23 protein-coding genes and 1 riboswitch are annotated in these 26252 nt (G+C 72.9%); of the genes, 8 read left to right on the top strand and 15 right to left on the bottom strand.

Annotated elements, in window-relative coordinates:
- The first annotated feature begins 97 nt into the window (after positions 1-97).
- Positions 98-1456, top strand: a complete 1359-nt coding sequence (locus tag C8054_RS11035; RefSeq protein WP_233219580.1) for a glycosyltransferase — start codon at positions 98-100, stop codon at positions 1454-1456.
- Positions 1453-3603, top strand: a complete 2151-nt coding sequence (locus C8054_RS11030) for a glycosyltransferase (protein ID WP_233219579.1) — start codon at positions 1453-1455, stop codon at positions 3601-3603. Before C8054_RS11035 ends, C8054_RS11030 begins: the two co-directional genes overlap by 4 nt.
- 60 nt (positions 3604-3663) lie before the next feature.
- Here the strand turns inward: C8054_RS11030 and C8054_RS11025 are convergent, their stop codons facing one another.
- The 5 genes from C8054_RS11025 to C8054_RS11005 all read right to left on the bottom strand — a co-directional run bounded on the left by C8054_RS11025 (position 3664) and on the right by C8054_RS11005 (position 9897).
- Positions 3664-5283: a glycosyltransferase family 4 protein gene (locus C8054_RS11025; RefSeq protein WP_107156715.1), complete on the bottom strand. Its 1620-nt coding sequence runs from the start codon at positions 5281-5283 to the stop codon at positions 3664-3666.
- Positions 5284-5323: 40 nt separating this feature from the next.
- A complete protein-coding gene (locus tag C8054_RS11020; protein WP_107156661.1) occupies positions 5324-7003 on the bottom strand; it encodes a glycosyl transferase family 1 in 1680 nt (559 codons plus the stop codon).
- Positions 7000-8028 (bottom strand): Gfo/Idh/MocA family protein, encoded by a 1029-nt coding sequence (locus C8054_RS11015; RefSeq protein ID WP_107156660.1) that lies wholly within the window; start codon positions 8026-8028, stop codon positions 7000-7002. Before C8054_RS11015 ends, C8054_RS11020 begins: the two co-directional genes overlap by 4 nt.
- Complete coding sequence (locus tag C8054_RS11010; protein WP_107156659.1) at positions 8025-9134, bottom strand: DegT/DnrJ/EryC1/StrS aminotransferase family protein; 1110 nt, start codon at positions 9132-9134, stop codon at positions 8025-8027. Before C8054_RS11010 ends, C8054_RS11015 begins: the two co-directional genes overlap by 4 nt.
- A gap of 130 nt (positions 9135-9264) precedes the next feature.
- Positions 9265-9897: a TetR/AcrR family transcriptional regulator gene (locus tag C8054_RS11005; protein WP_107156658.1), complete on the bottom strand. Its 633-nt coding sequence runs from the start codon at positions 9895-9897 to the stop codon at positions 9265-9267.
- A gap of 155 nt (positions 9898-10052) precedes the next feature.
- Here C8054_RS11005 and C8054_RS11000 point away from each other — a divergent pair, with 155 nt between their 5' ends.
- From C8054_RS11000 to C8054_RS10985, 4 genes are all read left to right on the top strand, one after another.
- Positions 10053-10955 (top strand): ABC transporter permease, encoded by a 903-nt coding sequence (locus tag C8054_RS11000; protein ID WP_107156657.1) that lies wholly within the window; start codon positions 10053-10055, stop codon positions 10953-10955.
- Entirely contained in the window at positions 10948-11748 is an 801-nt protein-coding gene (locus C8054_RS10995; RefSeq protein ID WP_107156656.1) for an ABC transporter ATP-binding protein, read from the top strand. Before C8054_RS11000 ends, C8054_RS10995 begins: the two co-directional genes overlap by 8 nt.
- 102 nt (positions 11749-11850) lie before the next feature.
- A complete protein-coding gene (locus tag C8054_RS10990) occupies positions 11851-13350 on the top strand; it encodes a bifunctional cytidylyltransferase/SDR family oxidoreductase (protein ID WP_107156655.1) in 1500 nt (499 codons plus the stop codon).
- Positions 13351-13367: 17 nt separating this feature from the next.
- Complete coding sequence (locus C8054_RS10985) at positions 13368-15041, top strand: CDP-glycerol glycerophosphotransferase family protein (protein ID WP_107156654.1); 1674 nt, start codon at positions 13368-13370, stop codon at positions 15039-15041.
- On the opposite strand, the gene C8054_RS10980 is transcribed toward C8054_RS10985, so the two are convergent.
- The 6 genes from C8054_RS10980 to C8054_RS10955 all read right to left on the bottom strand — a co-directional run bounded on the left by C8054_RS10980 (position 15038) and on the right by C8054_RS10955 (position 19540).
- The gene (locus tag C8054_RS10980; protein ID WP_107156653.1) at positions 15038-15835 is read right to left on the bottom strand and encodes an alpha/beta fold hydrolase; all 798 of its coding nucleotides are present in this window, start codon (positions 15833-15835) and stop codon (positions 15038-15040) included. The genes C8054_RS10985 and C8054_RS10980 overlap by 4 nt on opposite strands.
- Before the next feature lie 156 nt (positions 15836-15991).
- A complete protein-coding gene (gene uppS, locus C8054_RS10975) occupies positions 15992-16774 on the bottom strand; it encodes a polyprenyl diphosphate synthase (protein ID WP_233219578.1) in 783 nt (260 codons plus the stop codon).
- A gap of 55 nt (positions 16775-16829) precedes the next feature.
- The gene (locus tag C8054_RS10970; RefSeq protein ID WP_107156652.1) at positions 16830-17627 is read right to left on the bottom strand and encodes an ABC transporter permease subunit; all 798 of its coding nucleotides are present in this window, start codon (positions 17625-17627) and stop codon (positions 16830-16832) included.
- The gene (locus tag C8054_RS32010) at positions 17614-18351 is read right to left on the bottom strand and encodes an ABC transporter ATP-binding protein (protein WP_158273839.1); all 738 of its coding nucleotides are present in this window, start codon (positions 18349-18351) and stop codon (positions 17614-17616) included. Before C8054_RS32010 ends, C8054_RS10970 begins: the two co-directional genes overlap by 14 nt.
- A 74-nt stretch (positions 18352-18425) precedes the next feature.
- Complete coding sequence (locus C8054_RS32005; protein ID WP_158273838.1) at positions 18426-19067, bottom strand: hypothetical protein; 642 nt, start codon at positions 19065-19067, stop codon at positions 18426-18428.
- A gap of 170 nt (positions 19068-19237) precedes the next feature.
- The gene (locus tag C8054_RS10955; protein WP_107156713.1) at positions 19238-19540 is read right to left on the bottom strand and encodes a PadR family transcriptional regulator; all 303 of its coding nucleotides are present in this window, start codon (positions 19538-19540) and stop codon (positions 19238-19240) included.
- A 469-nt stretch (positions 19541-20009) separates the two neighbouring features.
- On the opposite strand from C8054_RS10955, the gene C8054_RS10950 reads away from it, so the two are divergent.
- The gene (locus C8054_RS10950; RefSeq protein ID WP_107156649.1) at positions 20010-20561 is read left to right on the top strand and encodes a hypothetical protein; all 552 of its coding nucleotides are present in this window, start codon (positions 20010-20012) and stop codon (positions 20559-20561) included.
- Between the two features lie 55 nt (positions 20562-20616).
- Here the strand turns inward: C8054_RS10950 and C8054_RS10945 are convergent, their stop codons facing one another.
- The 4 genes from C8054_RS10945 to C8054_RS10930 form a co-directional block, all read right to left on the bottom strand.
- Positions 20617-21489 (bottom strand): C39 family peptidase, encoded by an 873-nt coding sequence (locus C8054_RS10945; RefSeq protein WP_107156648.1) that lies wholly within the window; start codon positions 21487-21489, stop codon positions 20617-20619.
- A gap of 200 nt (positions 21490-21689) precedes the next feature.
- A riboswitch (cyclic di-AMP (ydaO/yuaA leader) is annotated at positions 21690-21829 on the bottom strand.
- 314 nt (positions 21830-22143) lie between these two features.
- Positions 22144-22908: a hypothetical protein gene (locus tag C8054_RS10940; protein WP_107156647.1), complete on the bottom strand. Its 765-nt coding sequence runs from the start codon at positions 22906-22908 to the stop codon at positions 22144-22146.
- Positions 22909-23058: 150 nt separating this feature from the next.
- On the bottom strand, positions 23059-23478 hold the full coding sequence (locus tag C8054_RS10935) for a hypothetical protein (protein WP_107156646.1): 420 nt from the start codon (positions 23476-23478) through the stop codon (positions 23059-23061).
- A 78-nt stretch (positions 23479-23556) separates the two neighbouring features.
- The gene (locus C8054_RS10930) at positions 23557-24765 is read right to left on the bottom strand and encodes an acyltransferase (protein ID WP_107156645.1); all 1209 of its coding nucleotides are present in this window, start codon (positions 24763-24765) and stop codon (positions 23557-23559) included.
- A gap of 144 nt (positions 24766-24909) precedes the next feature.
- Here C8054_RS10930 and C8054_RS10925 point away from each other — a divergent pair, with 144 nt between their 5' ends.
- Positions 24910-26235, top strand: coding sequence for a polysaccharide pyruvyl transferase family protein (locus C8054_RS10925; protein ID WP_107156712.1), 1326 nt, complete (start codon positions 24910-24912; stop codon positions 26233-26235).
- Positions 26236-26252 lie beyond the last annotated feature (17 nt).

The following is a 26252-nucleotide window of genomic DNA, read 5'->3' as shown; positions in this document are numbered from 1 at the left end:
CCCCACCCTCCCAGGATCGGAATCGATGAACAACGGGCGAACTCTCTGGGACTCGTTGAAGCTCCCCCGGCCGCGACGGTCCGGGTCCCGACCGCACATGATCTATTTGGCCATCGGCTTTCCGCCGGCGGCCAAGAGCTGCGCCTACCGGATGCGGGAGACCGCGAACCAGTTCGCCGCGGCGGGCTGGGACGTGACCGCGGTCACCATCGCGGACGAGGCGTGGGAGCGCGAGTACGGGCTGGACCACACGCTGTCCCAGGGGCTGGACCCGCACGTCCGGGTGGTGAAGCTGCCGCTGTTCCGGGACGACCTGGAGACCGACATCCGCGCGTTCACCGAGCAGCGCGCGCTGGCCCACCTGGACTACCTGGCCGAGCTGCGCAAGCAGAACCTGAAGATCTTCCCGGAGCCGGTCTTCGGCGGGTGGCGGCCGGCGCTGGAGAAGGCGCTGCTCCAGATCCACCGGGAGCGGCCGGTCGACCTGCTGGTCACCACCTGCGCCCCGTACGTGAACCTGTCCGCCACGTGGAAGCTGTGGGAGACCCACCGGGTCCCGTACGTGGTGGACTTCCGCGACGGCTGGTCGGTCGACGTGATCAACAACGGCGAGGCGTTCACCCGGGAGTCGGTCTCCGGGCAGTGGGAGATCAAGCTGCTGACCAACGCCATCGCCATCTGGAACGTCAACGAGCCGATCTCCCGCTGGTACCGCGAACGCTATCCGGAGCTGGCGCACAAGATGCGGGTCGTGCGCAACGGCTACGACGCGGCCAGCATCCCGGCCGAGGCGCTCCCCGCCCCCGCCGACCGGCCGCTCACCTTCGGCTACCTCGGCGCGCTCAACCTGCCGGTGCCGCTGCTGAGCGCCGTGCTGGAGGGCTGGCGGACGGCGCGCGCGGAGGACCCGGCGCTGGCCGACGCCCGCTTCGAGGTCCGCGGCCACATCGGCGCGGCCTGGGCGCGCGGCGACAACGCCCACGCCGAGCTGCTCCGGGCCGCCGCCGTCGACGGGGTGGTGGTCGGCGGGTCGGTGCCCAAGGCCGAGGTGGTGGACCTCTACTCCCGGTGGGACGCGGTGGTGCTGATGGTGACCGGTGGCCGGTTCATGACCTCCGGCAAGGTCTACGAGTACATGGCCACCGGGATGCCGGTGGTCTCCGCCCACGAGGCGGACCACGACGCCTCCACCGTGCTGTCGACGTACCCGCTCTGGACCGGCGCGGTCGGGTTGGACCCGGCCGAGCTGGCCGGCGCGTTCCGGCGGGCCGCCGCGATGGCCCGCGAGGCCGGCCCCCGGGAGCGGGCGGAGGCCCGCGCCGAGGCGCGGCAGTACGCCCGCGAGGAGCAGCTCATTCCCGCCGTCCGCGAGGTCACCGAGCTGGTCCTCGGCACCGGCGCCCCGCGGACGTCCCCGGCCGGCGCGCGCGTCCTGGCCCGAGAAGGTAGGTCATGATCGAGGTCCTGATGGTGATGGGCACCGTCCCCGGGCGGGTGGCGGTCCTCACCGACGCGTTGACGCAGTTCCGCGCCCTGGGCGTCACCGTGCGGGTGGCCACCACGTTCGACCCGGCGGAGCGGATCCCGGCGGCCACCGAGCTGGCCGAGCTGCACCTGCTGCCGACCGCCAAGGAGCTTGGCCCGCGGTTCGGCCGGATGGTCAAGCGGGCCAGCCCGGCCCGGCGGCCCTGGCTGCGCGCCCAGCGCGACCCGTGGGTCCGCCGGCACGCCAGACGCGCCGACGTCCTGGTCGCGCTGGACGCGCAGGCGTTGCACACGGTCTGGCAGTTGGCCCAGCGGCACCGGCGCGCGGACGCGGTCTACGGCATCGCCCCGGCGCTGCGCGCGGTGGAGAAGCGGTCGGCCGACCCGGCGCGCTACCGCCGTCCCCGGCTGCACACCGTCGGCCCCGCCCCGTCCGTGCTGACGAGCGCGACCCGCAACCAGACCGTCGACCTGGCGAAGCGGATGTTCGAGCTGAGCACCGGCAAGCGGGCCATGAAGCTCAGCCCGGTGCGCTGGTTCTGGCAGGGGGCCGTCACGGCGCCCGGTCTGCCGGAACGGCACCGTGGCAAGATCGCCCAGCGGGTCACCGGCACCATGCTCAAGTCCGGGCACGGCGCCAGCGCGAAGCGGGTGGCGTTGGCGGCGCAGGGCCGCCTGAAGAGCCCGACGACCCGGGGGCAGCTCCTCGGCCCGATCGTCGACGCGGAGCTGAGCCAGGGCCGGGTGCCCGAGCATCTGATGACCGTGGTGCGGGGCCAGCTCAAACTGGCCGACGGCTTCCTGAAGAAGCGCAACCCGGGCAAGGCCGCGCCGCACGTGCTGCGCGCGTTCAACCTGCTGTTCCACCGGATCGTGCAGTTCGACGGCACCACCTCGCCGCTGGCCGAGGACCCGGAGAAGTTCCTCGCGCCGCTGCACGACAGCGACGCCGGCCGGGCGCTGGCGACCCCACGCGGCCGGCAGCAGCCGGCGACGTTCCCGCCGGCCGACCGGCCGCACCGGATGCTCTTCTTCACCGGCTTGAACGACAACTTCCTCGGGCCGATCCTGGATCGCTACGAGGCGATGCCCGGGGTGGAGGTCCGCCGGCTGAACCTGATGGAGGAGTCGATCCTCCCGGTGCTCAGCAACGGCCGCACCAACGTGACGCTCCACATGCTCGCCGGCGCCTCCAAGCGGGCCGGCGAGGTCCAGGAGGCGTGGGGCCCGCACCTCGACTGGGCCGACACGGTCTTCGTGGACTGGTGCAACCTGGGCGCCGCGATGCTGTCGATGATCGACCCGGGCACCACCCGGGTGGTCGTCCGGCTGCACAGCTTCGAGGCGTTCAGCTGGTGGCCGCACGTGACCGACTGGTCCCGGGTGGACGACGTGGTCTTCGTCTCCGAGCACCTCCGCGACCTGGCGCTGGCCGCGGTGCCGCGGCTGCGTGCCCCGCAGGGGCCCCGGACGCACATGATCTTCAACGCCATGGACCTGCACCGGTACGTGGCGCCGAAGGTCTCCGCCGACAGCCGGTTCACGCTCGGGCTGGTCGGGTTGAGTTCGCTGGCGAAGGATCCGCGCTGGGCCCTCGCCGTGCTGCGGGAGCTGCGCCGCCGCGACGACAGGTACCGCCTCAAGCTGGTCGGCGACCCGCTCAACCCGGAGCTCAGCCCGGCGGTCGCGGCGTACGTCCGGGACCTCGACGCCGAGCTGGCCGAGTTGGAGGCGGCCGGCGCGGTGGTGCGGGCCGGCCGCACCGACGACGTGCCCGGCGCGCTCACCGACGTCGGCGTCATCCTCAGCACCTCGCTGCGGGAGAGCTTCCACTGCGCGCTGGTCGAGGGCGCGGCCAGCGGGGCCGTGCCGGTGGTCCGCGACTGGCCGTTCTTCGCCGGCCGTCAGCACAGCGCCCGGACGCTCTTCCCGAGCGACTGGGTGGTGGGCACGCCGGAGGAGGCCGCCGAGCGGATCCTGGCGCTCACCGCGTCGGAGGAGGTCTGGCGCGAGGCGGGCCGGGCGGCGGCGTCGCACGTGTTGAGCACCTGGGACTGGTCGGTCACCCAGAAGGACTTCGACCGGCTGCTGCTGGAGCCGCCGACCAGCACGGACTGACCGGCGGAAACAGAATCGGCCGGCTCCCCCTCGGGGAGCCGGCCGAACTCGTTCGTCGGGTCAGCGCGACATGCCCGCGAGCTGCTGCTCGTCCTCGGCGGTTCGGGACGCCGGCGGGCGGGCCCCGCCGGCGCGGGACGCGCCCCGCAGCGAGGAGTAGACCTCGTCGAGGATGCGGGCCTGCGCCTCCCACGTCCAACCGTCCAGCAGGCCCGGCTTGTCGTAGGCGGCCCGGTAGCGCTGCGGGTCGGCGAGCACGGCCCGCACGGCGCGCGCGTAGTCGGCCAGGTCCTCGGCGGTGAACACCTCACCCTGGCCGGTGGCCCGCGCGGTCTGCGCCATCGTCTTCACGTCGCTGACCACGATGGGCAGGCGGGCGTGCGAGTACTCCAGGAACTTCGTGATCAGCGCCAGCTCGTGGTTGGGCTTGTGGTGGATCGGGATGACCCCGGCGTCCGCGGCGGACAGGAACGGCACCACCTGCCAGTGCGCCACGTACGGCAGCAGGTGCACCCGGTCCGCGACGCCCAGCTCGACGGCCCGCTCCCGCAGCCGCTCGGAGAACGTGTTGTCGCCGTTCGGGTTCATGGTCACGAACGCGACGTGCACGTCGGGCAGTTCCGGCAGCGCCTCCACCATGATCTGACAGCCCCGGCTCGGGTTCACCGCGCCGGAGTAGACGAGCACCGGCGTCCGGGCGTCCACGCCGCACAGCGCCCGCAGGTCCGGCACCTCGCCCTCGGCCTCGGCCGGCGGGGCCATCGGGGCGTTGAGCACCACGGCCGGCCGCTCGGGCAGGGCGTGGGTCTCCTGGAGCAGGTCGGCGAGCGTGTCGGAGACCGTCACCACCGCGTCCGGGTAGGCCGCGTACTCGGCCGTGTAGGCGATCTGGGCCGGCAGCCAGCGCGGGTTGTCGGCCCGGCCGGTGATGCCGCCGACGAACTCGTGGGCGTCCCAGACCAGCTTGGTGTGCCGGCCGGCGGCCCGGGCCCGCAGCGTCGCCCGCGCCCCGATGCCGAGCATCCGGAAGTCGTTGGCGTGGATGATGTCCGGCTTCAGCTCGTCGAGCGCGGTGCGGAACGCCAGCTCGAAGTCCCACAGGCCCGGGTCCAGCCGACGCCAGGCGCGGTTGCCCAGCACGCCCTGCCAGAGCCGGATGGGCAGCCGGGTGAGCGGCGCCTCCGGGTCGAGCTGGGCCTTGCGCAGCCGGTGGGTCTCCCCGTTGCGGAACCGGACCCAGCGGGCCAGCGCCGTGGCGACGGCACGGGACGGCAGCTGGGCCGCCTGCCGCACGGCGGCGGGTGGCCCGCCGTCGAGCGCCCGGGCGCGGACCCGGCGCTCGTAGAGGTCGGCCTGCCAGGCCTTGATCTCCTGGACCCGGTAGGCGGCCCGGCTGGTCGACGCGTACGCCAGCGGCCGGCGCAGGGAGCGACTGTATTCCCGGGGCAGCCGGTGCAGCGGCTTGGGCACGCGCAGCAGGCGCACCTCCGCGCCGCCGATCCGCCAGGTGTCCACCTCGGAGCGGGCGTTGCGGATGCCGAGCAGGACGACCTCCCAGCCGGCGTCCGCCGCTGACCGGGCGGCCTTCTGCACCCGGGAGTCGCCGTGGACCCCGTTGTCGACCAGCATCACCACCCGGCCCCGGGTCGGTCGGGCAGCGGTGTTCGAGCCAGCTTGCATCGGGTGCTTCTCCTCGTGGACGGGGGCGGGCACGGGCGGGCTATCGGAGGAAGGCGTCGAACGCCTCGGCGGTCCGTCGCCCGTCGTGCTGGTCACGGACGTAACGCGTGCCCTCCGCGGCGAGGGCGACGGCGGCGGGCCGGTCGTCGAGCAGCGACTCGATGGCCTTGACGAGGGTGTCCGGCGTGGCGTTGGCGATCGGCGGGCGGACGCCGGCGGCCCGGTGCGGGCCCTCGCTGACGTACGCCACGACGACCCGGCCGGCGGCCATCCCCTCGCAGGAGAAGGTGCCGTAGCTGCCCATCACGAGCTGGTCGACCACGATGTCGCAGTCCTGCACCTGGCGGCGCATCTCGTGGTGCGGCAGCCCTTCCACCAGGCGCAGGTCGATGACGTGGCGGTCGTGCAGCTCCCGCAAGCGGGGCAGGAGCCGGTCGGTGCCCTTGGTCCACCGCTTCGACGGCGCGTGCAGCACCACCGGCCGGGCGCGCTCCAGCACCGGACGGTCGCAGGCCCAGGCGTCCACGTCGACGATCAGCGGCGCCCAGGTGGCGAACGGCACGTCGTCCAGCAGGTCGGGGGTGGTCACGAAGAACGGCAGGCCGCTCTCCTCGGCGGTGCGCCGGTTGCGTTCGGCGACCGTGGTGAGCCGCTCGCGCAGTTCGGGGTCGGCGTCCCGGAACGCGGACTCGGCGTGCCGTTCCAGGTGCGCGCCCGGATGGCGGATCTCGCTGCCGTGCGCCAGAAGCGCGACCTTGAGCCGGGCCCGACGCAGCGCGGGCAGGTCGGCGGCGATGTCGTCGCCGTTGGCCCGGCCGAGCACCGGACGGAACGCGTCCACGATCAGGTGGGTGTACCAGCCGAGCACCCGGCGGGCCTGCTCCGCCTGCACGTCGAGCCGGTGCTCGCCCGGGTAGTTCAGGTAACGGTCCGCCGGGTAGCGGTAGGTCTCCGGCGGCTTGGCCATCACCAGCTCGACGCCGACGTCCGTCCGGGCGGTGGTGAGCGCCACGGCCAGGGCGGAGAGCTGCCCCGCGTAGTTGGCGGTGCCCAGCCCCAACCGGACCGGACCGGCGCCGAGCGCCCGCCAGGGGCCGGGGGTGCCGGCCTCGATCGGCGCGACCGTGTGCCCGTCCGGTGCGACGGCCCCGTCGTCGTGCTGCCGGGCCCGCTGTACCGCCTTCGCGAAGGAGGGCAGCGAGCCGGGCGCGAAGAGGTCGCCGGTTCCGTGTCGGGTCAGGTGCTCGCGGACCACCCGGCTGTCCGCCGCGACGATCCGCAGCCCGGCGGCGAGGTAGGTGTCGAGCAGCGCCAGGCCGGCGTCCGGGTCGAAGCCGAACACGGCCACGTCCGCCGAGGCGAGGAACGCGGCGGTCACCGCGCGTGGGCGCGGCACCTGGTGGATCCGCCGACGGGCCTTGCCGGCGCGGTCGATCAGGTCCCGGGCCGCCGCCCGCTCCGCCTCGTCGCAGACCAGCGCGAGGTGGAACTCGGGCAACCGGTCGAGCGTCCGGACCACCCCGTCCAGCGCCCGGTCCGCCGTGATCCCACCGGCGTGCACCAGGAGCGGCGTGCCGGCGGGCAGCTCGCACAGCTCGCGTACCGACGGGGTCTGGAAGGGCCGGGTGCCGGCGGCGGCCCGGCGGAGCGCGATGCGCCACCGCCGGGGGATCCGCCGCCGTACCGCCGAGACCGTCCGCCGCACCGGCGCGGGGCTCATTGCAGCGCCGGCTCCGCGTCGCTGCCGCTCGACACGACCGACACGACCTTGCCGTCGGACGCGGACTCCAGCAGCGCCGCCGCCACCCGCACGGTACGCAGCCCCTGCCGCAGCGTGACGATGTCGCTCTGCTTGCCCTCGACCGCGTCGCGGAAGCGCTCGTGCTCGACCAGCAGCGGTTCCCGCTTCGGGATGGCGTAGCGGACCATGTCGCCCTCGGCCACGCCGCGGAACGCGCGCAGCGCCTCCCACTCGGTGTCGATGGCGGCGTTGGCGTAGAAGGTGAGGTCCGCGGTGAGCGTGTCGGCGACGAAGCAGCCCTTGTCGCCGGTGACCACGGTGGACCGCTCCTTGAGCGGGCTCAGCCAGTTGACCAGGTGGTTGACCATGGTGCCGTCGGCGAGCGTGCCGACCACGGCGACCATGTCCTCGTGCAGCCGGCCGCTGCGGGAGACCGTGCGGGCGGCGACCGAGGTGTATTCCTGGCCGGTCACCCAGGCGGTCAGGTCGATGTCGTGGGTGGCCAGGTCCATCACCACGCCGACGTCGGCGATGCGGTGCGGGAACGGGCCCTGCCGGCGGGTGACCACCTGGAAGACTTCGCCCAGCTCGCCGGCCTCCAGCCGGGTACGCAGGCTCTGCAACGCCGGGTTGTAACGCTCGATGTGGCCGACGCCGGCGACCAGCCCGGCCGTCTCGAACGCGTCGACCAGCTTGGTGGCCGCCTCGACGGACTGCGCGAGCGGCTTCTCGATCAACGCGCAGACACCGTTGGCGGCCAGCTCCAGGCCGATCGACTCGTGCAGCGCGGTCGGGCAGGCGACCACCGCGTAGTCGACGCCCAGCGCCAGCAGGTCGCTCAGCTCGGCCACGACCGGCGCGCGCAGCGTGCCGGTGGTGGCGCCGGCCGGGTCGACGATGCCGACCAGCTCGACGCCGTCCAGGTTGGACAGCACCCGGGCGTGGTTGCGGCCCATGGCGCCGAGGCCGATCAGCCCGGCGCGCAGCTTGCGTCCCCCGCTCATCGGGCACCGCCCGCGACGTTCGCCGCGTCGGCGATCCGCTCCAGCTCGGCCTGGCTCAGCGACGGGTGCACCGGCAGCGAGACCACCTCGGCGGCGGCCCGCTCGGTCTCCGGCAGCTCCCACGGGCCGGGCTGGCCGTCGGCGTTCAGGTAGGGCTTGAGCCGGTGGATCGGGGTCGGGTAGTAGACCGCGTTGCCGATGCCCAGCTCGGTGAGGCGGGCCTGGGCGGCGTCGCGGTCGCCGGTCACCCGCACCGTGTACTGGTGGTAGACGTGCTTCGCGCCGTCGGCGACCGGCGGGGTGACCATGCCGGTGATCGCGGAGTCGAGGAACTTGGCGTTCGCGCGGCGCTGCTCGGTCCACCCGGCGAGCTGGCCGAGCTGCACCCGGCCGATGGCGGCGGCCACGTCGGTCATCCGCATGTTGGCGCCGACGATCTCGTTGGCGTACCGCTGCTCCATGCCCTGGTTGCGCAGCAGCCGCAGCGTGCGGGCGAGCCCGGCGTCGGCGGTGGTGATCATGCCGCCCTCGAGGGAGTGCATGTTCTTGGTCGGGTAGAAGCTGAAGCAGCCGGCGGTGCCGAACGCGCCGACCGGGGTGCCGTTCAGCTCGGCGCCGTGCGCCTGGGCGGCGTCCTCGACGACGGCCAGGCCGTGCTGCTGCGCGATCGCCATGATCCGGTCCATCGCGGCGGGGTGGCCGTAGAGGTGCACCGGCATGATGGCGACCGTCTTCGGGGTGATCGCGGCGGCGACCGCCTCCGGGTCGACGCAGAAGCTGCCCGGCTCGATGTCCACGAAGACCGGCTCGGCGCCGACCAGCCGGACCGCGTTGCCGCTGGCGGCGAACGAGAACGAGGGCACGATGATCTCGTCGCCCGGGCCGAAGCCGAGCGCCATCAGGGTGAGCTGGAGCGCGGACGTGCCGGAGTTGACGGCGACGCAGTGCCGGCCGGCGACCAGGTCGCCGAACTCCTCCTCGAACGCGGCGACCTCGGGGCCCTGCACCACCCGGCCGCTCCGCAGCACCCGGACAGCCGCCTCGATCTCGGCCTCGCCGATGATCGGTCGTGCTGGGGGAATGAACTCTGGATGCGGCCCGGCCATGGGGCTTCCTCCTGTCGACGCGTGACTGTGGGGGACGTTCGGGGGGATGGTAGCGGTCTGGACGGAAAACGCTGCGTTCGCGCTCAGTGTCCGACCGGATGTTCCGCGCTGTTCATGATCGACGAGTGACTCACACTTCCACCTCGTCGCGGGCAGGCCCCAAGCATGCTACCCGCAGCGCCGCGACGATCGCGGCGGCCATCCGGGGCACCTCGGCCGCCTCCAGCGGGGCCCGGGAGATGGCCATCCGCCAGTAGACCGGCCCGACGATCAGGTCGACCGCGGCCCGCCGGTCGGTGTCCGGGGACAGCTCGCCGCGCTCCACCGCCCGGCCGATCAGGATCCGGCCGACGGCCTGCTGGTAGTCGTCCAGCGCGGTCTGGAGCTTCTCGGCGATCTGGGGGTTGCGCGCGGCCTCGGCCAGCAGGTCCGGGATGATCTGCGCGGCCAGTCGGTGACGCAACGCACGCGCCATCACGTGCAGCAGGATCTCCAGGTCGCCCAGGAGGCTCCCGGTGTCCAGCAGCGGGATGTTCCGCCCGGCCACCGCGGAGACCATGTCCAGCACCAGGTCGAGCTTGGAACGCCACCGTCGGTAGATCGCGGTCTTGCTCACGCCGGCCCGGCGGGCCACCGCCTCGATCGAGAGGCGACCGTAGCCGACCTCGGCCAACTCCTGCATCACGGCGGTGCGGATGGCGCTGGTGATCTCGCCGCGCAGCACCGCCGCGCCGGCCGGGGCACGCCTCTTCTCGGTCGTCACGTGGGACAATGTAGCGCAACGACGGTACGGTTGCGTCCCGACGTTCGGTGGACTACCTTCCATGCAGCAGCGAGGCGGCTCCTCCCCGCCCGGCCACGCTGGATGTCTTCACCGCACTGCTCCCCATCGGCACGAAAAGATCGGAGCGCCTGACCATGGCCAACACCGCGGTGGCCGACCCCGAATCCGGACTGACCCGGGCCCAACTGGCCGGGCGGTACGGACTGCGGGTCGCCGGCGAACGACCGCCGCTGGGCGAGTACGCCCGCCGGCTCTGGGCGTACCGGCACTTCATGACCGCGTACTCGCGGGCGAAGGTCGCGTCCTCGCTGAGCAACACCCAGCTCGGCCAGCTCTGGCAGGTGCTGACCCCGCTTACCAACGCGGCGGTCTACTTCCTGATCTTCGGGCTGATCCTGGCCCAGCACCGGAACGTGAACAACTTCATCGCGTACCTGTGCACCGGTGTGTTCATCTTCATCTTCACCCAGACCGCGGCCACGAACGGCACCAGCGCCATCACCGGCAACCTGGGGCTGATCCGGGCGTTGCAGTTCCCGCGCGCCGCGCTGCCGATCACGGTCACCCTGGTGCAGCTCCAGCAGCTGCTCATGTCGATGGTGGTGCTGGCCGCGATCGTGCTGCTCACCGGCGAGCCGGTCACGTTCCGCTGGCTGCTGCTGCCCCCGATGCTGCTGCTCCAGACGATCTTCAACGTCGGGCTGAGCATGGTGATGGCCCGCCTCGGCTCCAAGGTCGCCGACCTCAAGCAGATCATGCCGTTCGTGATGCGCACCTGGCTGTACGCCTCCGGCGTGCTCTACCCGGTGGCGCTGCTGCGCGAGCACCTGCCCTCCTGGGCGGCCAGCATCCTGGAGTGGAACCCGCCGCTGGTCTTCATCGAGCTGGCCCGCTACGCGCTGCTCGACTCGCACCAGCCCAACATGGTGAGCTCCCCGCCGAAGCTCTGGGCGCTCGGCGTGTTCTGGGCGGTCGTCATGGGCGTCGGCGGGTTCGTCTACTTCTGGCGCGGAGAGAAGGAGTACGGCCGTGGCTGAGCAGACCCTGCCGGTGAACGCCGGCACCGTGACCGACTCGGGCCGCGTCCCCACCGTGGTGGTGGACGACGTGCACGTCATCTACCGGATCCACAAGGGCGCGGCCGGCGGCACCACCCCGGTCTCCGCGCTCAAGCGGATCGTCTCCCGCACCAAGGCGCCGAACATCCGCGAGGTGCACGCCGTCAAGGGCGTGAGTTTCACCGCGTACGAGGGTGAGGCCATCGGCCTGATCGGCAGCAACGGCTCCGGCAAGTCGACCCTGCTGCGGGCCATCGCCGGCCTGCTCCCGCCGGCCCGGGGCGCGGTCTACACGCAGGGCCAGCCATCCCTGCTCGGCGTGAACGCCGCGCTGCTCAACGACCTCTCCGGCGAGCGGAACGTGGTGCTCGGCTGCCTCGCCATGGGCATGCCGCCGGAGGAGGTCAAGCGCATCGCCCCGGAGATCATCGAGTTCTCCGGGATCAACGAACGCGGCGACTTCGCCTCGCTGCCGATGCGGACCTACTCCTCCGGCATGGGCGCCCGGCTGCGCTTCGCGATCTCGTCGGCGAAGAAGCACGACGTGCTGCTCATCGACGAGGCGCTGGCCACCGGCGACCGCAAGTTCCGGGTCCGCAGCGAGCAGCGGGTCCGGGAGCTGCGCGACAGCGCCGGCACCGTGTTCCTGGTCAGCCACTCGATCGGCTCGATCCGGGACACCTGCGAGCGGACCATCTGGCTAGAGAGCGGCGTCCTGCGGATGGACGGCCCCACCCAGGAGGTCTGCGACGCCTACGAGAACCAGAAGTAACCCGCCGGAGCGCACCGACCCGGGATCCGTCCGGGCGGTGCGCTCCGCCGTACGCGTTAAGGTTTCCGGACCCATCCCCTTCACCCAGAGTGAGGTACGGCAATGACGCAGGACCACACCACCGCACCGGACGCCGCGCCGGCGAGCCCGGCACCCTGGCGCCCCACGCGTACGGTGGCCGTGATCCTCGCCGGGGGCACCGGGACCCGCCTGGGCCTGGGCATCCCGAAGCAGCTCCTGAAGATCGCCGGCAAGCCGATCATCGAGCACACGCTTGCCGTCTTCGAGGCCGCGCCGGAGATCGACGAGATCATCGTGCTGATGGCCACCGGCCACGTGCCGGACGCCGAACGGATCGTCGCCGGCGCCGGCTTCCGGAAGGTCACCAAGGTGATCGAGGGCGGCGAGACGCGCAACGACACCACCCGGATCGCGCTCGACGCGGTCGGCGAGGGCGACGTCAACATCCTCTTCCACGACGCGGTCCGCCCGCTGGTCAGCGCGCGGATCGTGCGCGAGTGCGTGAACGCGCTCTGGAGCTACTCGGCGGTCGACGTGGCCATCCCGTCCGCCGACACGATCGTCCAGGTCGACGCGGACGACTGCATCACCGACATCCCGGTCCGCTCCCGCCTGCGCCGCGGCCAGACCCCGCAGGCGTTCCGCTCCGGCACCATCCGCGAGGCGTACCGGCGGGCCGAGGGCGACAGCAACTTCGCCGCCACCGACGACTGCGGCGTGGTGCTGCGCTACCTGCCCGGCACGCCGATCAAGGTGATCGACGGCTCGGACGAGAACATCAAGGTCACCCACCCGGTCGACGTGCACCTCGCCGACAAGCTGTTCCAGCTCGCCGCCGCCCAGGCGCCCCGGCTCAGCCACCGCGGCTACGCCGAGGAGCTGACCGGCCGGACCATCGTGGTCTTCGGCGGCAGCTACGGCATCGGGCACGACCTCACCGAGCTGGCCCGCGGCTACGGCGCCCAGGTCTTCCCGTTCAGCCGGTCCAGCACCGGCACCCACGTGGAGCGCGCCGAGGACGTGGCCGCCGCGCTGAAGACCGCGTTCGAGGCGACCGGCCGGATCGACCACGTGGTGGTCACCGCCGGCATCCTGGAGAAGGGCGCGCTCGCCGAGATGGACGACGAGACGATGGACCGGCTCCTGCACGTCAACTTCGTCGGCCCGGTCACCATCGCCCGCCAGTCGCTGCCGTACCTCCAGCAGACCAAGGGGCAGTTGCTGCTCTACACGTCCAGCTCCTACACCCGGGGCCGGGCCCGGTACGCGCTCTACTCGGCCACCAAGGCCGCGCTGGTCAACCTCACCCAGGCGCTCGCCGACGAGTGGGCGGAGTTCGGCGTACGGGTCAACTGCGTCAACCCGGAACGCACCGCCACCCCGATGCGGACCAAGGCGTTCGGCGAGGAGCCGGAGCACACGCTGCTCGCCTCCGAGGCGGTCGCCCAGGCCTCCCTGGACGTGCTGATCTCCGAACTGACCGGTCAGGTGGTCGACGTCCGCCGGGCCCCCGGCGAGCCGGTGGCCGCGGTGCCCGCCCAGCCTGACGCGCAGCGGTCCGTCGCCGGCGTCGACGCCTGAACGACGGGACGAGTCGGATGCGTGGTGACCTGGTCCGGAAGCTGCTCGCGCGGGTACTGACCAGCGGGCTGGCGGTGTTGGCGTTCCTCGTCGTGGCGCTCACCGGCGCCACCGGCGCCGGCCTGGCGCTGGCGGTCGCCGCGCTGGCCGCCGCCGCCTGGGAGCGCCGGGTCCGGCCCAGCGCCGACGGGCTCGTCGAGACGGTGCTGGTGGCCGCCGGGATCCTGGTCGGCTACGCCCGCCGCGCCGACGACGGGTTCGATCCGGCGCTGGCCGCCACCGCGCTGGTCCTGCTCGGCCTGGTGCTGCTGGTCGGCCCGCTGCGGCAGGCCGGCGCGCTGGAGATCCGGGCGGCGAACCTGCCGGTCCGCTCCTGGACGCCGCTGGTCGCCGCCCGGCTCGGCGACGCCCTGCTGGTGCTCCTCGCCCTGGTGGCGCTCGCCGCCGCGTGGCCGCTGCCGGCCTGGCTGCCGCTGGCCGCCACGCTGCTGGTCGGCGCCGGTTGTGCCGCGATCGCGTTCGACCTCGCCCGGCGCCGGTTTCGGCCGCCGGCCGGGGGCGGTCCGGTCGGCCGGGCGCTGCGTCGGCAGCAGCCGGAGTTCGTGCTGCACTTCTCCGCCCCGCCCGGGTCGGAGTACCAGGTCACCATGTGGCTGCCCTACCTGGAGCGGATCGGCCGGCCGTTCCTGGTGGTGGTGCGCGAGCCGGAGTTCCTGTCCACCGTGGCCGCCGCCACCCGCGCGCCGGTGGTCCTCTGCCCCACCCTGAAGGCGCTCGACGAGGCGCTGGTGCCCAGCCTGCGGGCGGCGTTCTACGTCAACCACGGCGCGAAGAACGCCCACGTGATCCGGTTCCACCAGCTCACCCACGTGCAGTTGCACCACGGCGACAGCGACAAGGCGCCCAGCGCCAACCCGGTCTCGGCGATCTTCGACAGGATCTTCGTGGCCGGCCAGGCCGCGATCGACAGGTACGCCCGTGCCGGCGTGGAGATCCCCGCCGAGAAGTTCGTCGTGGTCGGCCGCCCCCAGGTCGAGGCCATCGAGGTACGCCGGGAGCCGGGGCGGACGTCGACGCACCCGACCGTGCTCTACACCCCGACCTGGACCGGGCACCACGCCGACGCCAACTACTGTTCGCTGCCGGTGGCCGAGACGCTGATCCGGCGACTGATCGACCGGGGCGCGGCGGTGATCCTGCGCGCCCACCCGTACACCGACCGGAACCCGGCCTCGGCGCGACAGCTCGCCCGGCTCACCGAACTGCTCGCCGCCGACAGGGCGAAGACCGGCCGGCCGCACCTGTGGGGCGCGGCGGCGGCCCGGGAGCTGACGCTCACCGAGTGCGTCAACCGCGCCGACGCGCTGGTCTCCGACGTCTCCGGGGTCATCTCCGACTGGCTCTACTCCGGCAAGCCGTACGCGGTCACCGACACCGGTGCCGACGGCGCGCACTTCGTCGAGCGGTTCCCGCTCGCGGCCTCCGGCTACGTGCTGCGGCGCGACATGTCCAACGTGGACGACGTGCTCACCGCGCTGCTCGACACCGACCCGAAGGCCGCCGAGCGCTGGACGGCCCGGACCCGCTACCTGGGCGACTTCCCCGCCGACGGTTACGCGGAGGCGTTCCTCTCCGCCGCCCGCCGCGAGCTGGAACCGGACTGGGCCGTCCCGGCGCCGCGTCCGGCCTAGAGGTAGGGGTCGAGCAGGGCGAGCACTGCCGCCGGGTCCTCGACGTGGGCGTGGTGGCCCAACCCGGGCAGGGTGGCCACCGGCACGCCGAACGCCGTGAGCTGCGCGTCCGTCACCATCGGATCCGTCTCGCCGCGCGCCAGCAGCACCGGCGCGTCGGCGGCGGCCAGCAGGGCGGGCATGTCGGGCTCACCCACCGCGAACGCGGCCGGGTCCATGGCCAGCCGCCACCGCCCACCGCCCCGCTCGTCGCCGCCGGGGTGGCTCCGGTGCCCGCGGGCGTCCTCCCGCCGCAGCCCCGCGTCGACCACCGGGTGGTCGGGGGCGAACAGGCCGGCGAGCCCGGAGACCCGCAGGTAGCGGCGGGCCGCCTCGTCCCGGGTGGCGAACCAGGTCACCGGCCGGGCCGCCAACTCGTCCGCCTTGGCCAGCTCGGCCGGTGACCAGACCACCTTGATGCCCAGCCCGACCACCGCGTCGACCGGCAGGCCCCGCTGCCGCGCGGCGAGCGACAGCGCCACCACGCCACCGAGCGAGTGCCCGAGCAGCACCAGCCGGTCGTGCGGGCCGAGCCGGAGCGCGTCGAGCCCGTCCGCCACGCGCCGCGCCAGGGCCGCGAACGAGTACCCGGACCCCGGCAACGGCGGTGACCAGCCGTGACCGGCCAGGTCGGGGGCGAGCCAACGCCCCTGCCAGCGACGCTCCAGCAGCGGCGCCCAGGGCAACCACACCTCGTCGGTGGCACCCATGCCGTGCAGGAGCACCAGGTGGCGGGTCGCCGTCGCATCGCCCATACGCCGCAGTCTGCCACCGCACGAACACCCTGCGCGAGGCCGGTGCCGGCGGTCGGGACCGGGCAGGCGGCAGCTGGGGGGCACGTGTTGTCGCCTGGTCGACTACACGTGCCCCACCCCGGACGGCGCTGGCGTCGCACGTCCGGCCGTCGCGTCTCAGGTGCCGAAGCGGCGCTCGCGGGCGGCGTAGGAACGCAGAGCACGCAAGAAGTCGACCTTGCGGAAGCCGGGCCAGTGGACGTCGCAGAAGTAGAGTTCCGAGTAGGCGGCCTGCCAGAGCAGAAAACCGGACATGCGATGCTCGCCACTGGTGCGGATGACCAGGTCGGGGTCGGGTTGGCCGCTGGTGTAGAGGTGGGCGGCGATCTGGTCGGCGGTCAGCCGTTGGGCGACGTCGTCGAGGGTCTGCCCGGCCTGCCATGCGGTGTCGAGCAGGGATCGCAGGGCGTTGACGATCTCTTCACGCCCGTCGTAGCCGATCGCGATGGTGAGGTGGCACGCGGCGTCCTTGTCACGGGTGGCCTCCTCGGCCGTCTTCAGCGCGTGGCGGGTGGAGTCCGGCAGGACATCGAGCCGGCCGGCGGTCTTGACCTGCCAGACGCTGCCCGGTCGGGTCAGACGGTGGGTGATCACCTCCTCGATCATGAGCAGGAGGTTGCCGACCTCCTCGGCGTCACGTTTACGCAGGTTGTCGACAGACGCCAGGAAGACCGTGACGTGCCGGATGCCCAGTTCGAGGCACCAGGCGAGGACCTCGTGAAGGTGTTCGGCGCCGTAGCGGTGGCCGATCCGGGCGTCGTGGAAGCCGTTCTGGCGGGCCCAGCGCCGGTTGCCGTCCATGACCATGGCGATGTGCCGCGGCAGGGTCGATTCGGACAGGTGGTGCGCCAGACGCCGAGCATAGAGTCGGTAGGCGGCCGATTTCAGGGCGGTGAGCACCTGTCGTTTCCTTCCCTGGCTCTCGAGCCGGAAGCTGGTGGGCACGGGTCGGGTTTCAGGCGGCCGGGTCGCGGTGCCGCAGAACGAGCCAGCCGGCCGCGACGCAGAGGACGACGGTGGCCAGTTGGACCGCTGCGCCGAGGGCCAGATCGTGGGCGCCGGCCGGATCGAACAGGCCGACCCAGTTCTGCCAGTAGTGCACCGGCAGGACGGCTGCGACGGCGTGCAGGGCGTGCTGGCCGTTGATGATACTCGCGATCACCACGAAGCCGACGGCGACGGCCAGTGCTTCGGCTCCGCGTGGCAACAACAGGCCCAGGGTGAAGGCGAAGGCGGCCATGGCGAGCATGCACAGCAGCGCATAGCCGGTGGCGGTCACCACACGACCGGTCGCCTCCGCGGTTGTCAGCGGGGCCGCGCCGATGAGGTGGAACCTGTGCCAGCCGAACAGGACGGTACCCGCCCCAAGACCCGCGACCATGACGACGGCAACGGCGATCAGGGTGGCAAGTGCCGTGGCAGCGAGCTTGGCGGCCAGCAGCCGCTCGCGGGTGACCGGCGCGACGTAGAGATAGCGTCGCACGCCCCAGTCCCGGTCGGCCGAGGCGATCGCGCAGGCCAGCAGCGCGACGACGATCGGGAGCAGCAGCGGCGCCAGGAACTCCAGACTCGCCATCGCGTGATTGGCCGCGGAGTAGGGCGAGGCGCCGAACAGGCCGCTCTCGTCGCCGTTGCGCTGCCCGGGCTGACCGGCGAACGGAACGGCCGCGGCGACCGGCACGCCGGCGAGGCAGGCCAGCGCGATCAGCGTACGTACCCGGACGAGCTGGGTGGTGAGCTCAAAGCGCAGCATCGTGGTGTCCGTCCGTCATGGCCAGGTAGGCGTCCTCGAGCGAGGCGTGCGGGCCGACCAGCTCGTCGAGCGGTCCTGCGGCCGCGAGACGGCCGTGGTTCAGCACCACCGCGTGGGTGGCGAGTTGCTGCACCTCGGCGAGCTGGTGGCTGGAGACCAGCACGGTCGCCCCGGTCGCGCAACGGTCTGTCAGATGGTGACGCAGGGCGCGGACCTCGGCCGGGTCGAGGCCGTTGGCCGGCTCGTCGAGCACCAACACGTCGGGGCGGCGCATCAGCGCGGCGGCGAGCATGAGTCGCTGCCGCATGCCCATCGAGTAGCCCTTCACGCGGCGCCCCACCGCTACACCGAGGCCGGCCAGGTCCAACGCCTCGTCGAGAGCCGGCGGCGGCCACGCTCCTCCCCCGACCGACCACAACAGCCTGAGGTTGGCGGTGCCGCTCAGGTGGGGCACGAACGCCGGACCATCGATGAGTACGCCGACCCGCCGCAGCACGGGTGCGCCCAGCCGCACGGGCGTGCCGGCGATGCGCGCGGTGCCGGAATCGGGGGTGGACAGCCCGATGAGCATCCGCATCGTGGAAGTCTTGCCGGCGCCGTTCGGGCCGAGCAGCGCGCAGATCTCGCCCTCGCCGACCTGGAAGCTGAGCCGGTCGACCGCCCGATGGCGGCGGTAGCGCTTGGTCAGGCCCTCGGCCTGGATCGTCACCTGTGGTACGGACATGCGGCATCGCCCTTTCCCGGCGGAACGCCGGAAGGTCGAGAACATCGGTGGGGGTGCGGGAAGGCCGCCCTGGATCAGGCGTCGGTCAGGAGACGCCGCGCGGCGATCCCGCTGAGCACGGTCGCGGCGCACAGGACACTCAGAACCGCGATCCAGCTGGGTATGAAGGGTGTGGCCACGAGACCCTGACCGCCGTCGAAGACGGCAGCGTCGACCGTCCGTACGCGAAGACCCCAGACCAGCGCGGAGATGGTGGCACCCGCCATCCCCACCGCCATCGCGGTCACGGCCACCGTACGCAGCCGATCCGATCCGGCGACCGGCACCTGCCGCGAGATCCGCGTCGCCGCCCACGCCGTTGCGGCCAGGACGCCGAGCCCGGCGACCGCGATCACCGCGAACGCGGCGATGTTCGGACCCGTGGGCACCGCGTGCCCCACGATCCGTATCACGGCGTACCAGAGCGCAACCGCCGCGAGCGGGACCACGAGACATCTCCACGCGCCACCCGCGCGACCACGGACCAGAACGGCGGCAACCGGCGCCGCCGCGGTGGCCAACGCCAGCAGCGCCATCGCCGAGGCGATCACCATCGTGATGCGGGCAGTTGCGGCGATGCGCGAGAAATCCTCGGTGAGCTTCGCGAAGCCGATCCCGGCCGCCGTGAACAACGCGGCCGACCAGACGGGCAAGGCGAGCGGCGAATCTCCGGACATCAGCGCTCCTCCGTGAGCTCGGACGGCCCCGAGCAGCGAGTCGACCACGAGTCGGGGCCGGCGATGGACCTGCATGTCACAGAGCAACTGGGCGTACTCCTCGCCGTATCGGTGCCGCCACGTCGGCGGATAGCAGCCGACCAGCGCCCGCACCAGGCGGAGGTCGCCGCTCATGCCGGCCTCAACCGCAGACGCTCCAGGCTGAGGGCGGCGAGCCGTCGCATCCGCTGCGCCTGGCCGGTCAGCTCGGCCGCCCCGGCCGCGGTCAGCCGGTACGGCCGGCGCCGCCCCTCAGCCGGCAACCCTTCGATCAATCCGCGCTCCTCCAGCCGTTGCAGGGCTGCGTACAACGTTCCCGGGCCCAGCGTCACGCCCGCCTGTTCGGTGATATCCGTGGTGATCGCATAGCCGTGCTTCGGGCCCCCCGCGAGGCTCGTCAGCACCAACAGTCCCGGTTCGGCCCACCGGCCCATTTCCTCGCCCACAGCTCCTCCGCCATCCGTTATATCGTCCAACGTACTACGCGCGGCGTAGTAGCACCAGCTATTCACGCCGCGACGGCCCTGGAGACATCTGGTGTTCCACTCCGGGGCGGGTGGGACGGTGGTGACACGTGGTGGGTGTTCTGGGAGTGCAGAGGATGGCCGGTGTTCGGCGCGGATGGGTCGGGTGGGTGGGGTTGTCCGGTTCGGCGGTGGTGGGCGGCACGCTCGCGGCGGAATCGTCGACGGGGTGGCGGCGTTGTATCCCGGTGCACGGCCGAGGAAGGCAAGCACCCCCGGCCCCGCCCGGGAATGACGGTGGGTCCCCGGTCGTTACACACACGTCCGGCGCCGCGTCGAGGCCCCCCGCCCCGCGAGCAGCCGGATCCCCCCGAACTTTTTGTGCGCCTGACGGTGCCCGCACCTCCCCCGGTGCGTTGACCCCCGAATGGAGCCCCCCATGAACACGATGCTGCGTAAGAGCGTGCTGGGTATTGCTGGTCTGGCGTTCACCGGTGGTGTGTTCGCCGGTCCGATCGCCGGTCACGTCGAGTCCGCGCACGCCGCCACGGCGAAGCCGGTCGCGGTGGCGAGCGTGCAGGGTGAGCAGTCCACGATCAACCTGAACGACGAGCAGACGGCCAACGTCAAGGCGATCATCGCGGCGACGAAGAAGGCCGGCCTGCCGGAGCGGGCCGCGGTGGTCTCGATCGCGACGGCGTTGCAGGAGTCGAAGCTGGAGAACCTGGGCCACCTCGGCGACAAGAATGACCACGACTCGCTGGGCCTGTTCCAGCAGCGCCCGTCGAGTGGTTGGGGCACGCCGGAGCAGATCACCGACCCGGAGTACTCGACGCTGGCGTTCCTGAAGGGTCTGAAGCAGGTCGACGGCTGGCAGGACATGCCGCTGACCAAGGCCGCCCAGACCGTGCAGGTGTCGGCCTACCCGGACGCGTACGCCCAGTGGGAGAAGCAGGCCACCGACCTCGTCAACAAGCACTGGAACAGCTGAGACAGCACGAAGGCCGGCACCCCTGCCCGGGGTGCCGGCCTTCGCGTGCGTACGGTCAGGCGGAGTAGCCGCGCGTGGCCATCCAGTTCGCCAGGTCGATGGTGCTGATCCAGTACGCCGGCAGCGACGGGTCGGCCGAGTCGGCGATCCGTACGGTCCGGCCGTCGTTCTGGTAGCCGACCACGGCGATGTAGTGGCCGCCCGGGAACGAGTGCCAGCCGCCGTTGGTGTCGGTGGCGTCCCCGACGACGTTCGAGACCACCGCCCGGCCGTTGCGGACCGCGTTGACCACGTCGGCCTGGAGCCGGTCGATCTGCGCCTTGGTGGCCGTGCCGGGGATCATGCGGGTCCGGTACGGGTCGCCCTTGACCTGCTGGTTGAGCACCCGGGTGGTGTCCTCGGCCGAGTTGGTGCCCATCTCGGTGGTACCGAGCGCGACGGCGAGCGTGTCCTGGCTGCGCTCGATGCCGGTGGCACTGAGCGCGTTCCGCACCGCGGCCGGGCCGCAGTAGTAGTAGGTGGTCTGCGCCTGGTAGTCGTAGTCGAGCACCTTGCTCGACGGCGGCTTCGGCGTGGCCTTGCGGGTGGTGTCCGGGTCGGCGACCTTCGCCGACGGCGAGGCCGTGGGCGAGGCGCTGGGCGAGCGGCGGGGCGAGGCGCTCGGCGAGGCGCTCGGCGACGCGCTCGGTGACGCGCTCGGCGACGGGACGGCGATGCGCGCCTCGCTGCGGCTGGCGGTGTCGCCGAGGCGGGAGCCGAGTTCCGCCACCGCGGCGGTGTTCTCCTGCCGGGTCGGCGTGTCGTCGGTGGCGGTCAGCGCGGCGCCGGTGCCGCCGGCCAGCACGAGGGCCGCCGCCGAACCGGCGACGATCTGGTACGGACGTTCGGTCGCGAGACGACGCAGGTGGCGCTTCAGGTGGTACTTCACGGGTTTCCTCCACGGTGTGGGCGGCACGCGTCGACCCCGCGCGTGGAGGAACTCACACGCGCTGGCGGGCGGGACGGCCGCGGGAAGTCGCCCGGATACCGGGCGGGACGGGGTCGGAAGCGCGTCGCGTCAGGCGAGCGCCGGCACCCCGGGGCCGTGGAGGCGGGGAGACGTTCGGGGGGTGGTGGGCACGGGAATGGAACTCCTTCCGTGGCCGCCGACCGGGTTAGCTGACGGATTCGGGCGGGAAGTACGCCCTACCGCGGCCGTGGGCTCGCGGATTCACCCCGGTGTTGCGTTGGGTCCCCGGTTCGTGTGCACGATTAGGCGGGTCGGCGCGGCGTCGCCATCTGCGATCGGGAACCGCACCGGACGCGCCGACACTACCGGCGGGTACACGCCCTGCCAAGCGCTCTCACCTGCCTAAACGTCCTCGACGACTACGGATTCGGAACAGCCGGTCACCGACCTCCCTCAATGGGACGAGCGGCCATGTCGGCGCCGTGCGGCAGGAAGCGGACATCCGGCCGGCGGAGAATCGGGCAGCGGGCGCGGCAGGGGCCATCGATCCGGCCAGCCGCCGGCGGACGACACCGGTGACCGGCCTCACCGGTTTCGGGTAACGATTCGGTCGACGTGCTTCCCGGGGGCCGCTCAGCCGACACGGGCCGGACGCCACCGGGCCCCGCGCACCGCCGACGGGACCGGGACGCGGCTCGCCGTCGAGACGCGGGACGCGGGCGCCGGCCGCAGCGCCGTGATGGCCGCGTACGACTCGGCGGCGAGCGTCCGGGCCGCCTCGGCGGCCAGTTCGGCGTCCCGCCACGCCAGGCGTTCCCGCTCGGCGGCCGTCTCCCAGCCGGCCCGCCGCCCGTCGCGGACGGTCCGGGCCAGCGCGATCTCCTGTTCGGCCGGGTGCCGGCGCGGGTCCCACCCGTTGCGGTGGGCCAGCACGTCGGCGAGCTGGCGGGCGGTCAGCTCCCCCCGCCAGTGCGCCGTCATGGCGGCGTGGTGCAGCCAGCGTTCGCGCGCCGCGTACTCGGCGGGGGTGCGGGGGGTGTGCGGGGCGGGCAGCGCGCCGGCACCGGCCAGGCGGCGGGCGGCGGCGTCCGCCTCGTCGTAGGCGGTCCAGGCCCGGTCGGCCTCGCTCTGGGCGGCCAGCCACTGCTCGCGCCGGCGGCGGGCGGTCTGCGTGGCCCCGGCGGCGGCCACCGCCACCTCGTCGGCGTAGCGGGCCAGGTCGGCGCGGTGGAGCGCCTCCGCGTCGACCGGGTCGGGTACCGGCTCACCCGCGCCGTCGCGTTCCGGTCGGGCGACCAGTACGGCGAGCAGGACGAGGGCGAGCACGGTCAGCGCCGACCAGATGGCGGCGGCCTCGGGGACGGCGGTGAGGAAATTGAGGAGAACGGTCTGCGACATGGTCGGCACCTCACGGGAGACAAGTGGCGGGTAACTCCGCACGGCCGGTCGGGGGCGGGGCGCGGCCGGAGTTCGGGCGCCGCCGGGCCGCCGAGGGGCGGTACGGGGTGAGGTTCGGTGGGCGCGGTCACGGGCCGGGCCCGTGGCGGGTCAGCGGGCGGGCGGGGCCCGCGGACCGGCCGGAGCCGGCGGCTGGCCGACCGGGAACGGGTGCCGTCCGGTCGGTGGCGGGACATCGCCCGCCGGCTGCGGCTCGGGAACGCCGACGCGGCTCCGCTGCCGATCGACGACGGGGACGCCCTGCCGATCGGCGGCGGCGTCGCCCTGCCGATCGGTGACACTGCCGTTCGGCCGTTCGGCGTCGGCGTAGCCCAGCCGTTCGGCGTCGGCGTCGGCGTCGGCCCGCAACCCGGCGACCGGGCCGGCCGCCGCGGGTGCGATCGGGGACACGCCGGTCGGCAGCGTGGCGGCGCCCAGCGAACAGGCCACGACCACGGCGAGACTGGCCAGCATCCGTGCGAACCAGCGCGCCACCCACCACACGGGACAGGTGAGCGCGATCGGAGCCACGGGAACAAATTACCGCCGATCCGGGCACGGCGCATCGTCGCCCGGCGTGTCGCGACGCCGTTGACCAGGGTGGACCGCTCAGTCCGGCCGGCGCCGCCCGGCGTACTCGATCGACGGGTCCGGCTCCCCGGCGGACACCGCGCCGGTGTCGTCGACGGCCGCGCGCGGCGCGGGCACACCCGGTCCCGGCGCGGCGGCGGCCGGGCCGCCACAGGCCCGGCGCGACGGGCCGAGGCGGCGCATCATCGGCTCCTCCACCCAGCGGTGCAGCACGGCGGCGAGCGCCAGGGTGAGCAGCAGGAAGCCGAGCACCGCGAGCGGGCCCCGCCACCCGGGCAGCCCGGTCCCCCAGTCCCCGGTGAGCCGCAGCACGGTCACCATGACCAGCACGTGGACCAGGTAGAACGCGAACGAGACCTCACCGAGCCAGAGCATCGGCCGGGACCGCCACGGGGTCCGCCGGCCCCGCACGTCGGCGTCCGCCGCAGCGGTGATGACCAGCAGGTACGCGACGGCGAGCAGCGCCGCCCAGAACTCGGCCCGGATCCACAGCGCGGCGACCACCCAGGTGGCGACGAAGGCCAGGCTGGCCGTGGTCAGCCCGGGGCCACGCCAGCGGTGGCGGCGCATCAGCTCGGCGGCCGCCGCCCCCATCCAGAACTCGAACGAGCGGGTGACCGGGAAGATCTGCGTGAACCACCACCGCTGCTCCTCGGGCACCAGGTGCTGGCCCGGCCAGAGCGCCAGGATGAGCAGCGGCGCGGCGACCAGCACGGCCCGGAGCACACCGGTACGCGCCCGGCGCAGCCACGGCACCACCAGCGGCAGGCACAGGTAGAAGGCCAGCTCGCAGGAGAGCGACCAGCTCACGTTGTTGATGCTGTAGAAGTAGCCGTTGAGCGGGATCCACGCCTGGACCAGGAACAGGTTCCCGATCGCGGCCCACGGCAGCACCGGGTCGGCGAACCAGGCCGCCACGGCCAGCGCCGCCAGGAACGTCACCACGTGGTTCGGGTAGATCTTGGCCGCCCGGCGGCGCAGGAACGTCCACCCCGACTCGCCGTCCCGGTACGACCAGACGAGCACGAAGCCACTGAGGATGAAGAAGAACTCGACGCCGGAGAGGCCGAGGCTGAAGACCTTGCCCATCACCGCCTGCCACTGCGGCTCCGCGATGATCCGCATGGTGCCCGCGTGGAAGCCGAAGACCAGCAGGGCCCCGATCCACCGCAGCCCGGTCAGCGACGGCAGACGCGGGGCACGGGTGGTGGTCGGGGCGCTGGTCATCCCGGGCACCTTACCGGGTGGCCGGGGCGCGTTCCGGCGCGGCGACGTCCGGGCCGGTCCCGGCGGGCGGCGGATAGGATTTCCGTTCCCGCGCGGCGGGGCCCCATCGGGCCCGCCGGGCCCGTACGGAAGGTGAGCAACCGGATGCACCAGCGGATCCTCCTCCGCGCCCGCAAGGGCCCGTTCGACGTCCTGACGCCCGAGGAGACCTTCGCCGGCAACTGGATCAGCGACAACACCGGCAACCTGGTCTTCAGCCACGCCGCGCACAAGCTGCTGGCCACCTCCACGGCGGAGGTCACGTCGACCCGGAAGCTCGCCGACCCGCGCGACGCCGACGAGATCAACGAACGGTACGACGCCTTCGTCATTCCGCTGGCCAACGCGTTCCGGCGCAGCTTCATCAACCGCCTCGAACCGATGACCCGGCTGATCGAGCGGCTGAAGATCCCGGTGGTGGTCCTCGGTGTGGGCGTGCAGACGAACGTCGACGGCGACCGGGAGTACCTCCGCCAGATCGACGAGCCGGTGAGCGCGTTCTGCCGGGCGGTGCTCGACCGGTCGCACAGCATCGGGGTGCGCGGCGAGATCACCGAGAGCTACCTGCGTACGCTCGGTTTCTCCGCGGTGGAGCAGATCGGCTGCCCGTCGATGTTCCTGCACGGGGACACGTTCACGCTGGAGAAGACCCGGCCGGAGCTGACCACCGACGACCGGATCGCGCTGACCATCTCCCCGTACGTCTCGTCGATGGCGCCGGTCGTCCGCCGCCACCGGGAGCGCTACCCGAACCTGTGCTACGTGCCGCAGGACCTGCGCACGCTCGGCACGCTGCTCTACGGCGACGCGCCCGAGCACCGGGGCAAGCACAGCGAGATGCCACTGCACACCTCGCACCCGCTCTTCGTCGAGGACAAGGTGCGGATGTTCGTCGACCCGTGGACCTGGATGGCCCACCTGTCCGGCTTCGACTTCAACTTCGGCACCCGCATCCACGGCACCATCACGGCGCTGATCGCCGGCACGCCCGGCTACCTGTTCGCGCACGACTCGCGCACCCTGGAGCTGGCCCGCTACTTCGGCATCCCGCACCGGATCATGCGGGACGTGCCGGCCGACGTCGACGCCGCCGACCTCTACGCCGAGGCCGACTACACCGCGCTGACCGAGGGCCACCAGGCCCGCTTCGACACCATCACCGCGTTCCTGGCCAAGCACGACCTCGGCACCTCGTTCGCCGACGGCGACAGCGCCGCGGCGTTCGACAGGCGCGTCGCGGAGACCGAGTTCCCGCCGGCGGTCCGCCCGGCCGCAGCCGCGCCGCCGACCGAGCTGCTGACCCGCATCCAGCGGCTCCACGACGAGAACCGCCGGCTCGCCGACACCGTGCGCACGCTGCGCGCGCAGGGACTGCGCGAGCGGATCAAGCAGGCCGTCCCGGACCCGGTCCGCCGGATGCTGCGACGCTGATCCGTCGTACGCCTGTT

The sequence above is a fragment of the Micromonospora sp. RP3T genome, assembly GCF_003027925.1.
Lineage (GTDB): Bacteria > Actinomycetota > Actinomycetes > Mycobacteriales > Micromonosporaceae > Micromonospora.
This window is presented reverse-complemented; position numbering and strand designations above follow the sequence as displayed.

What these genes read in the sequence shown, in the direction of transcription:
- C8054_RS10955 (WP_107156713.1), bottom strand. Translation starts at nt 19,540, where the DNA reads ATGGGCCGGTGGGCCGAACCGGGACTGTTGGTGCTGACGAGCCTCGCG.
- C8054_RS32010 (WP_158273839.1), bottom strand. Translation starts at nt 18,351, where the DNA reads ATGTCCGTACCACAGGTGACGATCCAGGCCGAGGGCCTGACCAAGCGC.
- C8054_RS10980 (WP_107156653.1), bottom strand. Translation starts at nt 15,835, where the DNA reads ATGGGCGATGCGACGGCGACCCGCCACCTGGTGCTCCTGCACGGCATG.
- C8054_RS11000 (WP_107156657.1), top strand. Translation starts at nt 10,053, where the DNA reads ATGGCCAACACCGCGGTGGCCGACCCCGAATCCGGACTGACCCGGGCC.
- C8054_RS10940 (WP_107156647.1), bottom strand. Translation starts at nt 22,908, where the DNA reads ATGTCGCAGACCGTTCTCCTCAATTTCCTCACCGCCGTCCCCGAGGCC.
- C8054_RS10930 (WP_107156645.1), bottom strand. Translation starts at nt 24,765, where the DNA reads ATGACCAGCGCCCCGACCACCACCCGTGCCCCGCGTCTGCCGTCGCTG.
- C8054_RS10985 (WP_107156654.1), top strand. Translation starts at nt 13,368, where the DNA reads ATGCGTGGTGACCTGGTCCGGAAGCTGCTCGCGCGGGTACTGACCAGC.
- C8054_RS11020 (WP_107156661.1), bottom strand. Translation starts at nt 7,003, where the DNA reads ATGAGCCCCGCGCCGGTGCGGCGGACGGTCTCGGCGGTACGGCGGCGG.
- C8054_RS10925 (WP_107156712.1), top strand. Translation starts at nt 24,910, where the DNA reads ATGCACCAGCGGATCCTCCTCCGCGCCCGCAAGGGCCCGTTCGACGTC.
- C8054_RS10950 (WP_107156649.1), top strand. Translation starts at nt 20,010, where the DNA reads ATGAACACGATGCTGCGTAAGAGCGTGCTGGGTATTGCTGGTCTGGCG.
- C8054_RS11035 (WP_233219580.1), top strand. Translation starts at nt 98, where the DNA reads ATGATCTATTTGGCCATCGGCTTTCCGCCGGCGGCCAAGAGCTGCGCC.
- C8054_RS10990 (WP_107156655.1), top strand. Translation starts at nt 11,851, where the DNA reads ATGACGCAGGACCACACCACCGCACCGGACGCCGCGCCGGCGAGCCCG.
- C8054_RS32005 (WP_158273838.1), bottom strand. Translation starts at nt 19,067, where the DNA reads ATGTCCGGAGATTCGCCGCTCGCCTTGCCCGTCTGGTCGGCCGCGTTG.
- C8054_RS11015 (WP_107156660.1), bottom strand. Translation starts at nt 8,028, where the DNA reads ATGAGCGGGGGACGCAAGCTGCGCGCCGGGCTGATCGGCCTCGGCGCC.
- C8054_RS11030 (WP_233219579.1), top strand. Translation starts at nt 1,453, where the DNA reads ATGATCGAGGTCCTGATGGTGATGGGCACCGTCCCCGGGCGGGTGGCG.
- C8054_RS11010 (WP_107156659.1), bottom strand. Translation starts at nt 9,134, where the DNA reads ATGGCCGGGCCGCATCCAGAGTTCATTCCCCCAGCACGACCGATCATC.
- C8054_RS10970 (WP_107156652.1), bottom strand. Translation starts at nt 17,627, where the DNA reads ATGCTGCGCTTTGAGCTCACCACCCAGCTCGTCCGGGTACGTACGCTG.
- C8054_RS11025 (WP_107156715.1), bottom strand. Translation starts at nt 5,283, where the DNA reads ATGCAAGCTGGCTCGAACACCGCTGCCCGACCGACCCGGGGCCGGGTG.